Below are 13,578 nucleotides of genomic sequence, written 5' to 3'. Positions count from 1 at the left end.
ATGCTCACCAATTTGCAGTAATATAGCTCTACTTTTAAATCCAGTTTCGTTCAGCGGCATATTCTAGTACATTGTTTTTTAATTATCTATCAGACTTATGTTCACGGTAATTGATTAAGTTCATCAAAATATCTTTGCCCTCCAATTCTCTGCAAAAACCGTTAGAATAGATACGCTTATGCACAACATAACTGTATATTTATAAGGGTAAATTTAGGGACTAAGCCCATGACAAAAACTCAAGCAGAGGGTAAGCGATGAGCGCACAGACGACGCTAGTGTTAGGCGCAAATACGGTTATTGAGCAACCCAACTGCTTAGTCGCTTTTACAGCCAATAATTCGCTTACATTTGGTCAGCAGCTCGGTCTGCTTTGGTTGCCTTTAGATGACAGACGAAAAGCTGCTTGTAGTCCCGCCTATCTACACGCGCCCAAAGACTGGGTGCAGCTAGATGATGCTAACAACCCAAGCGCATGGCAACTTGATTTGCCAAAATTGTTTGAGACGCAAAACGTGAGCTACTTGCAACTCATTGCTTATACTTACTACGAGCCGAGTTTAGATTTACCAGCGGTTGAATTAGACACTATCAGTCTGACTTTGAATGATAGTGCTATTCATTATGAATTTGTAGCCAATGAGCGTCATGTCAAAGCCGCTATAATATTAGAGATTTATCAGCGTAATGGTCAGTTTAAGTGCAGGGCGCTGGGTGAGAGCTCAACCCAAGGGCTAGCGAGCCTAGAGCAGCGCGTGCAGGTGAGCTTAGATACTCGCCTGCCAGATACTCATGCGCTCATTCAATCCGCGCAGCAGCAGCAACGAGACCAGCGCAATAATGAATCGCGCCCACCGCGTCATGTCACCCCTGGCGAGACGTGGACGGGTACAGCGTTCGCGATTGATTCCTATCATCTACTGACCTGCTATCATGTCATTGAGTCGGCAGCGATGATAGGTATCCGTCAGCAAGGGCAGCCTGACCGCGAGGCGCAAGTGGTGATGAGCGACATCGGTAGTGATTCAGCTATCATTAAAGTTTGCGAGCCACTACCGAGCCATCTACCACTTGCCCAGCAGTGCTCAGATATATTAGGCGAGACCATTACCACCTTAGGCTTTCCGCTATCAGGCGTCAGTAGTCAGTTGCAAGTGACCCAAGGTTGTATCTCGGGGTTGACAGGGTTTGGCGATGATATCCGCTATATGCAATTTACCGCGCCTATCCAACCTGGCTCTAGTGGTAGTCCCTTATTATTGCCAACAGGCGAGGTCATCGGTATGGTGACAGCCAGCCTCGTTCATTAACAGGCACAAAATATGAACTATGCAGTGAAATTTCAGTTATTATCTGCCCTGCTTGCCAGCGCTGGTATTAGTTTGAATAACTCACACTCTGTATCAACCTCAACGTTGAGCACACCACAACTAAGCAAACAAAGCCGCAGTGCGCTATGGCTGGTGGGTTGTCAGGGTTAAAATCCCTTTACACTTATATAAAATTATAACGTTACTAAATATCGAAAATTAGAAACACCAAGGAATATGAATGCCAAATCAGCAACACAGTACGAGCATCACCCTACCTCGCGGTACCTTGAATTTAACTTATCAAACCAATAGCGCACTAGATAATAATACCCCTTGTCAATTAGAAGACTTACTTGGGTTTGCGCAGCGTATCAATCCCAAACGTGCTTTTTTGTTTGTCTCAAAAGTCTTAGGTCGGCATATTCCTGTCGCGCCTAGTACCATGCGCACTGCTTTTACGCATTTGGCAAGTTTAGTGCCTAACGATCTGCCTGAACCCATTTTGGTCATAGGTATGGCGGAGACTGCCGTGGGACTGTCGGCAGGCGTTCATCAAGCGCTACAAACGCGCTACCCTAACGCGCTACTACTAAACTCTACGCGTCATGCCCAGCATAGCGATGATAATAAGGAGACTTTGCTGACGACGTTTAGCGAAGATCATAGTCACGCCAGCCAGCATCTCATTTATCAAAGCTCTGATAGAATCACTCAAGAGCAGCTACTCGCCAGCAAGACCTTGATTATGGTCGATGACGAAGCCTCAACGGGTAATACTTGCGTTAACGTGGTGACCGCTCTACGTCACTCTGGTCTAAGCCAGTTAGAACAAGTGCATCTAACGACTTTGGTGGATTGGTCACTCAATCAAGAGGCACCTGATGCTGATGACTACATCTCTACTCGTTTGCCTGATATCGACTTTCAGCGTCATCATCTATTGTCTGGGGCGTGGCAATGGACGGATGCACCCAATCCTGAACCTATCGTTATGCCTTCGGTAGATACCACAGAAGCAGGCTCGCAGCCGTTGGGTAATACTGGCAATTGGGGACGCTTTCCGACACTCGATAGTACCGATGGCTTTGCTGATTATCTTGCAGGGTTTCAGTCCTCATTTACCCGTTTTAGTGGACGAGCGACGTTTGATAAAGCACAGTTGCCTGCGCGGATTTTAGTACTCGGTAGTAATGAGTTTGTGTGGTTGCCGTTTTTATTGGCAGAATGGCTTGAGCAAAATACTGACTCACAGAATAAAGTGAAGTTTAGCGCCTTAACGCGCTCGCCTATCGCACTCGGTGGTGCGATTACTACCATGATCAGTTTTCATGACAATTATGGATTGGGCATGACTAATTTTGCTTATAATGTCGAGCCTAGCGATTGGGATTTGATTGTATTGTGCGTGGAAACGGCTGCTGATAGTGTGGATGATATGTGGCAAGGTTTAGATAATGTTTTGGTGGTAGGTTGTGATGATGGAAGTCTAGATTTAGCCTAGGGTGTGGTTAGCGAAGCGTAACCCACCGTTTAAACTTACGAAAAGGTGGGTTACGCGACCAGCTTTTTTAACTTTATACTTCATTAACGGACACTTTTATGACCACCCCTTTCTTCCAGACCAACCCCGAAATCATCAAACCCTACGCGCTCATGGATTTAGACGATACGCTATTTCAAACGCAGCGTAAGATCGACGCTTGGGACTTGCCAACGGCTAAATCTGAGAGCTTAGTCTGCGCCACGGTAAATAAACAAGGCGAGCCGTTAAGTTTTATGAGCCAGCGTCAAGCGAGCTTTTTTAATTGGCTCCTTGCGAGCACTGAATTGATAGTCGTCACTGCACGCGATCGAGACGAGATTAAACGCGTTAAACTGCCTTTTGACAGCTGGCAAGTGCTGACTCATGGCGCGATTGTTTTGACCAATGATGGTAAGCTTTTGAGCGCGTGGCAGCAGCATATGTATCAGCAGCTAAGTCCTTTGCAAGACAAGCTTCACCAACTCAGCCAGCTATTTGCAACTCATAGCAAAAATGAGAACAGTCATCTGGTATTTACGCCGCATATCGACAGCTTTAGTACTGGTTCTAGTAACAAAGAATTAACCATCTATCTAGCGATAAAGCACGCAAAAAAAGACCATCAAGCGCTAAAAGAATTGGCTAAAAAATTGCCTACACTCATACGTGATTTTGAGCGACACTTTTATGTCCATGTGAACGCTAATAATCTTGCGATACTGCCACATGCGGTGCATAAGCGTCACGCGGTGCAGTTTTTATTAGACCAGCATTTAGATGTCAAACGTCCAAGTTTTGGTTTTGGTGATAGCTTAGCAGATTTACCCTTTCTACAATTGCTTGACTGGTACGGCATGCCCAATCATGGTCAAATGCATGACCATACTAGTCGCAAGTAAGTTTGATTTTAGAATATTAATAACAATCGCTTATACAAGTAAAACATCTTTATGACCCATCATAATATACAAAGATTAGATAAATACGGCTCAGGCAGCTACCTATCTTCTGACGTCACCGTACTGCTCGACATCGTCGATAAAGATGCGGTTGCCGATGTGCCTACTCAACAAAAAGAGGCGCTGATTCAAAGCGGGCAGCGTCATTATTCGGACATGTTGACTCTAGAGCAAGCACCAACGGCGATGCACGAGCAATTATACCAGCAGGCATTAGCGCAAGGTACAGATAGAACGGCGACAGATATTGCTAATTTGGCTTATACATTGCACGATATCTTTGTGCAGACAGTCGATAATGAGCATCCGCTGGTACTGATCAGCTTAGTGCGGGCAGGTTTGCCGATTGGCGTGTTATTGCAGCGTGCCCTATCAGACGATAGCGATAGCGACTATAACTTGCCCAGTGTGCATTATGGCATTAGCATCATTCGTGATCGCGGCCTGGATCCTATCGCTATGCAGATGATATTAGATGCTCATCCAAACAGTCCTATCGTATTTGTCGATGGCTGGACAGGCAAAGGCGCGATTTATCAGGAGTTGGCACGTAGCCTTCAGCCATTTAACGATAGCAGTCATCCTCATTTTGCTACTATTTTTCATCAAGGAAAAGACGTTATTCCCCTGCTGACACTTGCTGACCCAGCAGGTGTCGCTTGGCTTGCGGCGAGCGAGGAGGACTGGCTCATTCCATCAGGTCTGCTAAATAGTACGGTGTCAGGACTGATATCGCGTAGCCTGTATACCGAGCCACAATCGGGACTACATCGCAGTGTATTTTATGATAACTTAGTAGAGGTAGATCATAGCTTAGCCTTCGTCGATCATAGTGATGCCGCGCGCCGCGCATTGACGAAGCCCTTGCAACGTTTGCCAACTTTTAAGCAGCCACGCTACCAGACTGCTCGGCTTATAGATAAAATAGCGGCGGATTATCATATTACTAATCGCAATCGTATCAAACCGACCATTGCCGAAGCGACACGAGCGATATTACGCCGTGATCCTGAGCGCATTTTGCTGGCGAGCACCGATCATCGGGATACGGTCTTATTAAGGCATTTATGCGACGATCGCGATATCACTATTAACGTTTTAGGTGATAAAATATTGCCTTATCAAGCCATTACTTTGATCAAGCAGCGTAGCTAAAAAGATTAGCATTTAACGACCTAGTCCTTGATAAATCCTGTCTATTAAAATTTTATACTCACTTATTTATGATGCCTACTATGTCAGATACGTCAAACAACGAATCAAATATTTATAGCCATACTCAGTCCTATACGCATCTGATCACTGAGCGTCACGATATGATTAAGCCGATCACTTACCATCCTTATCAGTTGGGTGCTAGCCTATATATGCCAGCCACTCGTGAGGATATTTGGCAAGTGATTAAGCGCGATAAGTTACCGACGATTAACAGTATTATCATCTGCCTTGAGGATGCGGTCAGCCACAATGATGTCGAGTTGGCGCTTGAGCGTTTGCAGACTCTGCTAAGTACTTGGTCAGCGCATAAAGATACCATTAATAAGCCATCAAATAATACTCAGGCAAAACTTCAAGGCCAGCCGACGCGCCCGCTGGTATTTGTGCGTCCACGTAATCCGATGATGCTACAGCAGTTAGCAGATTATCCTCATATCGATCTGCTCGACGGTTTTGTCATGCCCAAAGTCGATATGTGTAGCTTGTCCAATTGGCGTATGGCCTGTCAGAACTTAAGTGACGATCAGCTGTTGATGCCAACGCTTGAGACTGCTGCGCTGTTTAATCCGCACCATAATCAAGAGCTGGCTATCGGCTTTAAAGAAGCCTTTAGTCAGCCAGTCTTTGCCCTACGTATCGGTGGCAATGACTTGTTTGCCACCTTGCGCCTGCGCCGCCCCAAAAACAGTATCGTCTATGACACGCCTATAGGTACTTTGGCCTATCAGCTGCTGGGCTGCTTTGTGCCGCATGGCTTTTATCTGTCTGCCCCTGTCTTTGAATATCTCGATCAGCCGATGCTGTTTATGCAAGAGCTTGGACGCGATGTTAGTTTGGGTTTGGTAGGCAAAACCGTCATTCACCCCAGCCAAATTGCCTTAGTGCAGCAGGCTTATTGTGTGCCGATAAATATGCTTGATGAGGCGCAAGCTATCCTCCATACTGAGGCAAAAGCGGTGTTTAAATTTAACAATACCATGTTAGAGCCTGCGACTCACCGCGCTTGGGCGACTGAGATCGTCAATCGCGCCGAAGTGTTTGGGACAATTAATAACAACAGCAATGAATTTAATTCAAGAATGTAAGTTAGATTTACCAAGTCTTGTATTGTATTACTTTGATAAGCTCGGTAAGATGCTTTGTATTGGTATAGATTGATTAAAACCTTTATCCTAAAAGTTATTATATAAAATATCAAAACGTTATTCACAGGGGCGCCGTTAGGCTGAGATGTACCCTTAGAACCTGATCCAGATCATACTGGCGTAGGGAGTGTATAGCCGTCACCGTATCCACTCGTGATGCTATGTGTTTTCTCGCCTGCCATTTTTAGTTATGGAGAGAAAATGCATCCTCAATCGATTCATTCTTGCTTTACCTCATTTCGTACTCAAGCGCCTTTAGTACACAACATCACTAACTTTGTCGCTATGAGCACCGCAGCCAATGTTTTACTAGCCGCTGGTGCCTCGCCTGCTATGGTACATGCCCAAACAGAAGCACCAGAGTTCGTGCGCTTATCTCATGCGCTCACCATCAATATTGGCACGTTATCGCCAGACTGGCTTGATAGCATGCTGACAACCGCACAAGTCGCTCATGAGCAAAATATCCCTTGGGTCTTAGACCCTGTAGCAGTCGGCGCTACCGCTTACCGCTTGCAAAGCTGTGAGCGCTTATTAGCGTTCAAGCCTGATGTCATCCGTGGTAATGCCTCTGAGATTTTGGCACTAGCGGGTATGAGTAGTCAAAGCCGTGGTCCTGATAGTGGCGATACCGTTGAGGCAGCCAAAGTTGCCGCCGAAGCTCTCACCAAACATGCCAAAGTCGTCGTCGTCACAGGCGAGGTCGATTGGGTCACTGATGGCACGCAGCAATGGAGCGTACATCATGGCGTACCTATGATGACTCGTGTGACCGCGATTGGCTGTGCACTGACGGCTTTAATCGGCGGCTTTATCGGTAGTAACCGCGATAATCTGACAGGCGCTGTCATCAGTGCACTCTGCTATTACGGACAAGCAGGTGAGCTGGCAGACAAGGCAGCCAAAGGTCCTGGTAGCTTCTACGTTGAATTCTTGGACGCCCTTTATCACTTAGACGCCGATCAAGTCTCTAACAATGCCAAGGTGACCATTATATGAATACCTCTACCCCAAAAACCACGCACAAATCTAGCGAGGCACTGAGCTTGTACTTAGTTACCGATAGCGCCATGTGCACGGAGCGCGGTTTGATTGATACCGTTTGCGCAGCGATTGACGGCGGCGTCACGATGGTACAACTGCGCGATAAACACGCTAGCGATGATGAGTTGTACCAGATAGCCTGCGCGCTCAAAGAAGCCATCGCTGGACGCGTGCCACTCGTGATGAATGATCGCGTTGCTATTGCCAAAAAAGCCCAGCTTGACGGCGTACATCTTGGTCAAGGCGATATGGCAATCGATGCAGCGCGAGCTATTTTAGGCGCGGACGTTTGGCTGGGACTGTCGATTAATACTCTCAATGAGCTACAAGTAGCGCACGCCAAGCATCTCTCGCAACTGGACTATGTCGGTATCGGTCCTGTCTTTGCCACTCAAACCAAACTTAATCACGCGCCGCCTATCGGTATAGAAGGCTTGAGAACTCTGGTCGCACAGAGTCAATTGCCTAGCGTGGCTATCGGCGGTATCGGTCAAGACAATGCAGCTGATGTTTATACCACAGGCTGTGATGGTATCGCTGTAGTGTCAGCAGTTTGCGCCGCTCTCGATCCAAAAATCGCCGCCAAAACCTTGTTAGGAGCAAAACAATGATCGCCAATATTTTAACGATTGCGGGTACTGACTGTACTGGCGGCGCGGGTATTCAAGCTGATATTAAAGCCATTAGCGCCAATGGCGGCTATGCGATGAGCGTGATCACCGCCGTCGTCGCGCAAAACACCCAAGGCGTCCAGCAAATCCAGATGCTACCTACCCAGATGGTACGCGCGCAAATTGACTCGGTGTTTAGTGATGTGCGCGTCGATGCGGTCAAGATCGGTATGCTGGGCAGCGCTGACATGATTCACTGCGTGGTTAAGGCCTTAGCGAAATATCAACCTAAAAAGGTGGTACTAGACCCCGTCATGGTTGCCAAAAGTGGTGACCGCCTGCTTGACGCAGATGCACTGTCAGCGATGCGCAAACTGCTACCCCAAGTCGGACTCATTACGCCCAACCTACCAGAAGCGGCAGATCTGCTTGGTGAAGATGAAGCCAAAAATCGTGACGAGATGCTAGCGCAAGCCAAACAGCTAGCAGTACCGACGTTTTTGAAGGGTGGACATCTACAGCAAGACGATTCGCCAGATTTGCTGTACGTCGACGGCGTGCATCAATGGTTTGAAAGCGTGCGTGTCAATACCAAAAACAGTCACGGTACAGGCTGCACGTTGTCAGCCGCGATTGCGACCAATTGGGGGCGCGGCGAGCCATTAGATATTGCCTGCGCAAAAGCAAAAACCTATTTAACTGGCGCGCTACAACACGCAGACAAGCTTGAGGTGGGGCAAGGTCAAGGGCCTGTGCATCATTTTTATGAGTTTTATTAAGTTTAAAACATTCAATAACTAAGCTGGTTTAAAGAGTACTTATTATGGTTAAAAATGGATTACCAGCACCTTACGTTATGCTTTTATTAGCGCCCCTACTTTGGGCGACAAGCAACGTGACAGGCAAGCTTGGCAAAGGCTGGCTAACCCCGTATGAGATGACGTTTTTTCGCTGGTTTATTGCCACCCTTATCTTGACGTTTTTTGCTCGCAAGCTTATTGAAAAAGATTGGGCGGTGATTAAGCAGCATTGGCTGTGGTTGTTTATCGTTGGCGGGGGTGGTTTTGCTTTATTTAATATTGTTCTATATAGCGCATTCTCAATGGGAGCATCCGTCGTCAACGTGTCTATTATTACGGCACTAATACCTTTTGGAGTGATTTGTTTTAGCGCTTTTATTTACAAGGATAATCCGCACCTATTGCAGTGGCTAGGCATTGGGATTGCTTTTATCGGTGTGATTTGGATTTTGACAGGGGGACAGCCTTTTATATTATCGCAATATAACTTTGCGCTTGGCGACTCTTTGGCTTTAGTGACCACAGGTATTTATATTGCCTACTCTATTGCACTACGTCATGCACCCAAGATTCATTGGGCAAGTCTCATGTGGGCGATGAGTTTGGCAGGTTTAGTGGTTGCGACGCCGTTTTATGGTTATGATTTGGCACAAAACGGTATTCACTTTCCAGATTGGCGTGGCTGGCTCATGTTGCTTTATATTGCGATATTCATCTCCATTATCTCTAAGCTGTTTTATATGGAGAGCGTCATTCAGATTGGCGCTAATCGGGCGTCATTGGCTATGAACCTACTACCTGTGTTTGGTGCGGTAATGGGGGTAATGTTCTTTAAAGACGAGATGATGACCATGAATCATATTATCGCGCTTGCGCTGGTTATGATAGGTATCATCAGCTCAGAGTATGGGGCTGCGCTAAAACGACAACCCCATATGCAGCTGGCAAGTACTAAAAATTAGCTAAGATGACTGATACTAGGACTGACGAGTACTAAGACTGGCGGGCTAAAAATTTGCTCATCACTTTATTGACGGCATCAGGCGCCTCTACCGTTGAGGTATGTCCTGAGCCTTTAATGACCGCAAGCTTAGAGCCTTCGATAGCAAAGTGCATACGCTCAGCCTTGCTATAAGGCGTTGCCACATCCTCGTCACCCACAATGATGAGCGTCGGTGTGGTAATGCTGCCGAGCTGATCATAGATGCCTTGACGCTCAATTACTCCAGTTGTTGCCTTGACGACGCCGCTCTTACGATTACTCTGTAGCATGGACAGCCACTCTTTGCGGGCAGTTTTTTGTGCTTTGTCGTTCAAAAAGGTCGTGCCAAACATAATCGGCATGACCTTTTTGCTCACCCGCTTCATTCCCAAAAAGCGAATTGCAGTCACAAGCTTCTTGTAGCCAGGAATATTGTCCGGATCCTCAGCATCAGCAGAGGTATCTATTAGCGTCAGCGTATTTAATAGATCAGGGCGCTTAATAGCGACGCGCTGCCCGACAAAACCACCCATTGATAGTCCAACATAGTGGCAGCTATCGACATTTAGTATATTGAGTAGCTCAATTGCATCACCTGCCAGCGTGTCCATATCATAGCCGTCTTTGGTAATCTGTGACTGCCCTTGCCCGCGAAAGTCAAAAGCGATACAGCGATAATCGTCTTTAAAATGCTCTACTTGATTTTCAAACAAACGCGTATTCCATAGCAGTCCGTGAGCAAAGAGCATAACAGGCTTTTGCTGATCATCTGGCGCGCTGTCTTCATAATATATATTGGTATTATTGATCTTGATAAATGGCATAACGACTTCCTTGTGTTGGTATTAGTGTTCAGGTATCCGTATTTGGATACGGTTAAAGCGACTTGACCAAAGCAACTTGGTATCCTGTATTAGGATAAGTCACAAAGACCCGCTTTTACAGTAGTATTTTTGCACGAGTCGTTTTAATGTCTTATAGTGGCGTTAAAGTGCATAGAATGGGGTTTATCCTTATCATAAACTGCTATAGTATTTGGTCACTCCCAACCTTTTAAAGGATATAACATGTCTCAGGCTCTCGTCGACTATCAAAGCGACAATCATATCGCTACTATCACCATGAACGATCCCAAAACACTCAATGCTTTTAGTACGCCGCTCAAGCAAGCAATGCTAGAGTCTCTTGAAAAAGCGGACCAAGATGATGAGGTACGCGTTATTGTCTTGCAAGGCGCAAATAATAACTTCTCTAGTGGCGGTCACATAGGAGAGATGCTTGAGAATGGTATGGAGTCCGAAGCGCTGGTCGCCAAACTTGATTTTATGCTGCGCGAAGTCGCCGAAGTCAGCCTAAAACTGCGTAATATTCATAAACCTATCATTGCAAAGCTAGAAGGTGCAGTCGCTGGAGCAGGTATGAATCTAGCGCTCACTTGTGACTTTCGTATTGCTAGTGATAATGCAAAATTCGTGCAAGCCTTTGTCAATATTGGTCTGATTCCAGATGCAGGCGGTATTTATCTATTAAATCAATTAATCGGCGCTGCCAAAACCACTGAGCTGGTCATGCTTGGTGATAAGTTAAAGGCAGAAGATGTCGCACGCCTAAATCTAGTCAATAAAGTCGTCAGCGCTGAGGAGCTAGATAGCGAGGTTATGGCATTAGCCACACGTTTGAGTCAACTACCAGGCAAGGCTCTTGCCTCTATGAAGCATATGCTAAATGTCCATGCTTACTCTGGACTCAATGAAGCACTCGATATGGAAGTCGAACAGCAAAACTTAATGGCAGTGACCGATGACTTTAAAGAAGGTATTAGCGCTTTTATGGAGAAGCGTAAGCCAGTTTATCAAGGTAAGTAGCCTGCATAGTATGCTAGTAACAAACTCAAGATCATAAAAAACCCCGTATCACTGAACTGACCCCCGAAACTTGGACGGTTTAAGTTTATATTAGACCTCTTGCAAAAGTAGTTGTAAGACACAACGTATATTATTGAACGCTACTTACTTAATAGATATGCCAAACATAGATAAGCTACTCAAACAAAGTGACGCTGGTTTTAAACGCTACACAGGCATTCATAAAGCCACCTTTTATGACATGCTTGAGGCCATGCAAGAGCATGAAGCATCTAAGACCAAATCAGGCAGACCAAGTGTGCTCAGTCTTAAGGAGCAGATACTACTAGCCCTGACTTATTGGCGTGAATACCGCACGCTTTATCATATCAGTATGGACTTTGGTATTCATGAGTCTTCTGCTAGCCGTATCATTCGTAAAGTAGAAGACACACTGATTGACTCTGGCAAGTTTGAATTGCCTAAAAAGCTGCCTAGTCGTGTCGATGAGGACATCAATTGGTCAGTCGTCATTGTTGATGCCACCGAAACCCCAATTGAGCGTCCAAAAAAAACCAAAGCGACTACTACAGCGGTAAGAAAAAACAACACACCTTAAAAGCGCAGGTTATCGTCCATTGGCAAACCGGCTTAATACTTGATGTGCAAACCTGTAAAGGGTCAATCCACGATTTTAAGCTGTATAAAGATACTTGTCCTGACTGGTTACCTTGTGACGCCAAGCTATTAGCCGATAGTGGTTATCAGGGTATAGCAAAGTTACATGATCAAAGCTTCACTCCCTTTAAAAAACCTCGTGGTGGTCAGTTATTGGAGATATGCAAACAGGCCAATCACTATCTGGCAAAGTTCCGTATTGTGGTTGAGCACAAAATAGGCTTAATCAAGTTGTTTAAAATCGTGGCTCATAAATATCGCAACCGTCGTCAGCGCTATGATCTTAGAATGAAGCTGTTTGCTGGTATCATTAATTCCGAGCTTAACCTATGACTTTTGCAAGAGGTCTATTAAGGACTGAGTTCTGTACTGTACAGGGCTTAGTCCTTTTAGTTTTAGCTGAATACGCTCATGATTGTAATAGTGAATATACTCATGAATCTGTTTCTCTAACGCTTCAATAGTTTCTGGTTTCTCAATATAAATCGTCTCACACTTCAGCGTACCGAAGAAACCTTCCATCAATGCATTGTCCAAGCAATTGCCCTTACGGCTCATACTTTGCTTAATATGATTCGCTTTAAGCGACTTTGCAAACGGCTTCATCTGATAATGCCAGCCTTGATCTGAATGTAGCATTAGCTTCTTGTCACGACTGGCTTTAGTCTTGTCCAGCGCACAATCTAGCATTCGACTGACTAAATCATAGGTGGGCCTTCTTGAGAGCGTATAACTGATAATCTCATTGTTATAACAATCGAGTATTGGCGATAAATATAATTTGTTATCACCGACCTTAAACTCGGTAATATCAGTGAGCCAGCGCTTATGTGGACGACTGGCATGGAACCGACGCTTTAAATGATTCTTCGCTATTTTACCTTGTTGTCCCTTATATGAGCGCCACTTCTGCCGTCGAATCCGTGCACTGAGCTTCAACTGTTTCATAAGCTTGGCGATAAGCTTATGGTTATGATGAACCCCTAGCTGCTTTAGTGCAGCCGTTATTCTACGATAACCATATCTGCCTCAGTGCTTGTGGTATAAGGTGGTGATACGCTGTTTTAAATCAGCGTATGTGTCTTTATTGCAAAGCTGCGCTCTATGATAGTAGAAGCTACTCCGCGCAAGCTTTGCTATGGTTAGTAAGTCAGATAACGCATATTGCTGCCTTAGTCCTTCGATGAGCCTTGCTTTATCGCGGCTTGTTCTCTTTCCCGAAGCCGTGCATCGAGCTTTTTTAGATAAGCATTCTCCGCTCGTAAATACTCATTCTCACGCTTGAGCTCTGCTAAGGTCTTTTCATCATCGGGTTTGTCTGTGATAGGAGGTGCCATAGTACTACCTTTATATTTGGAGGTGAGTCCAGACATACCGTGGAGCCTGTAAGCTTTATACCAATGACTAATTAAGCTAGGAGAGCTGATATTAAATTTGAGAGCGGTCTCAGAGTGGCTTAATT

At 45.6% G+C, this 13,578-nt stretch carries 12 protein-coding genes, 3 pseudogenes and 1 riboswitch; of the genes and pseudogenes, 12 read left to right on the top strand and 3 right to left on the bottom strand.

The window, feature by feature from the left end:
* The first annotated feature begins 257 nt into the window (after positions 1-257).
* From ACTXGE_RS10810 to ACTXGE_RS10770, 9 genes are all read left to right on the top strand, one after another.
* Positions 258-1,310 (top strand): S1 family peptidase, encoded by a 1,053-nt coding sequence (locus ACTXGE_RS10810; protein ID WP_443543423.1) that lies wholly within the window; start codon positions 258-260, stop codon positions 1,308-1,310.
* A gap of 241 nt (positions 1,311-1,551) precedes the next feature.
* A complete protein-coding gene (locus ACTXGE_RS10805) occupies positions 1,552-2,814 on the top strand; it encodes a phosphoribosyltransferase domain-containing protein (RefSeq protein WP_443543427.1) in 1,263 nt (420 codons plus the stop codon).
* Between the two features lie 98 nt (positions 2,815-2,912).
* Positions 2,913-3,734: an HAD hydrolase family protein gene (locus ACTXGE_RS10800; protein ID WP_435949281.1), complete on the top strand. Its 822-nt coding sequence runs from the start codon at positions 2,913-2,915 to the stop codon at positions 3,732-3,734.
* A gap of 51 nt (positions 3,735-3,785) precedes the next feature.
* The gene (locus ACTXGE_RS10795) at positions 3,786-4,949 is read left to right on the top strand and encodes a cysteine protease StiP domain-containing protein (protein WP_443543429.1); all 1,164 of its coding nucleotides are present in this window, start codon (positions 3,786-3,788) and stop codon (positions 4,947-4,949) included.
* Between the two features lie 80 nt (positions 4,950-5,029).
* Positions 5,030-6,097: an HpcH/HpaI aldolase/citrate lyase family protein gene (locus ACTXGE_RS10790; RefSeq protein ID WP_443543431.1), complete on the top strand. Its 1,068-nt coding sequence runs from the start codon at positions 5,030-5,032 to the stop codon at positions 6,095-6,097.
* A 115-nt stretch (positions 6,098-6,212) separates the two neighbouring features.
* Positions 6,213-6,301, top strand: a riboswitch (TPP riboswitch).
* A gap of 57 nt (positions 6,302-6,358) precedes the next feature.
* Positions 6,359-7,156 (top strand): hydroxyethylthiazole kinase, encoded by a 798-nt coding sequence (thiM, locus tag ACTXGE_RS10785; protein ID WP_435949284.1) that lies wholly within the window; start codon positions 6,359-6,361, stop codon positions 7,154-7,156.
* Positions 7,153-7,812: a thiamine phosphate synthase gene (gene thiE, locus ACTXGE_RS10780; protein ID WP_435949285.1), complete on the top strand. Its 660-nt coding sequence runs from the start codon at positions 7,153-7,155 to the stop codon at positions 7,810-7,812. Before thiM ends, thiE begins: the two co-directional genes overlap by 4 nt.
* Positions 7,809-8,591, top strand: a complete 783-nt coding sequence (gene thiD / locus ACTXGE_RS10775) for a bifunctional hydroxymethylpyrimidine kinase/phosphomethylpyrimidine kinase (protein WP_435949286.1) — start codon at positions 7,809-7,811, stop codon at positions 8,589-8,591. Before thiE ends, thiD begins: the two co-directional genes overlap by 4 nt.
* A gap of 44 nt (positions 8,592-8,635) precedes the next feature.
* Complete coding sequence (locus ACTXGE_RS10770; protein WP_435949287.1) at positions 8,636-9,574, top strand: DMT family transporter; 939 nt, start codon at positions 8,636-8,638, stop codon at positions 9,572-9,574.
* A 31-nt stretch (positions 9,575-9,605) separates the two neighbouring features.
* Here ACTXGE_RS10770 and ACTXGE_RS10765 read toward each other — a convergent pair whose 3' ends face one another.
* Positions 9,606-10,418 carry an alpha/beta fold hydrolase gene (locus ACTXGE_RS10765; RefSeq protein ID WP_435949288.1) on the bottom strand — a complete coding sequence of 271 codons (813 nt, stop codon included), beginning with the start codon at positions 10,416-10,418 and terminating at the stop codon, positions 9,606-9,608.
* 243 nt (positions 10,419-10,661) lie between these two features.
* Between ACTXGE_RS10765 and ACTXGE_RS10760 the strand changes: the two genes are divergently transcribed.
* The 3 genes and pseudogenes from ACTXGE_RS10760 to ACTXGE_RS10750 all read left to right on the top strand — a co-directional run.
* Positions 10,662-11,459: an enoyl-CoA hydratase/isomerase family protein gene (locus ACTXGE_RS10760; RefSeq protein ID WP_435949289.1), complete on the top strand. Its 798-nt coding sequence runs from the start codon at positions 10,662-10,664 to the stop codon at positions 11,457-11,459.
* A gap of 157 nt (positions 11,460-11,616) precedes the next feature.
* Positions 11,617-12,057, top strand: a complete 441-nt coding sequence (locus ACTXGE_RS10755) for a transposase family protein (RefSeq protein ID WP_319052147.1) — start codon at positions 11,617-11,619, stop codon at positions 12,055-12,057.
* Positions 12,058-12,065: 8 nt separating this feature from the next.
* Positions 12,066-12,449, top strand: a pseudogene (locus tag ACTXGE_RS10750) (transposase family protein); the annotation flags it as partial.
* On the opposite strand, the pseudogene ACTXGE_RS10745 reads toward ACTXGE_RS10750, so the two are convergent.
* Together ACTXGE_RS10745 and ACTXGE_RS10740 are read right to left on the bottom strand one after the other, a co-directional pair.
* Positions 12,444-13,133, bottom strand: a pseudogene (locus ACTXGE_RS10745) (IS3 family transposase); the annotation flags it as partial. The pseudogenes ACTXGE_RS10750 and ACTXGE_RS10745 sit on opposite strands and share 6 nt — an antisense overlap.
* Before the next feature lie 155 nt (positions 13,134-13,288).
* Positions 13,289-13,578, bottom strand: a pseudogene (locus tag ACTXGE_RS10740) (helix-turn-helix domain-containing protein); the annotation flags it as partial.

The sequence above is a fragment of the Psychrobacter sp. T6-4 genome (assembly GCF_052258425.1).
Classification (GTDB): Bacteria; Pseudomonadota; Gammaproteobacteria; order Pseudomonadales; family Moraxellaceae; genus Psychrobacter.
The sequence above is the reverse complement of the archived record's forward strand: the minus strand, read 5'-3'. Positions and strand labels throughout refer to the sequence as shown.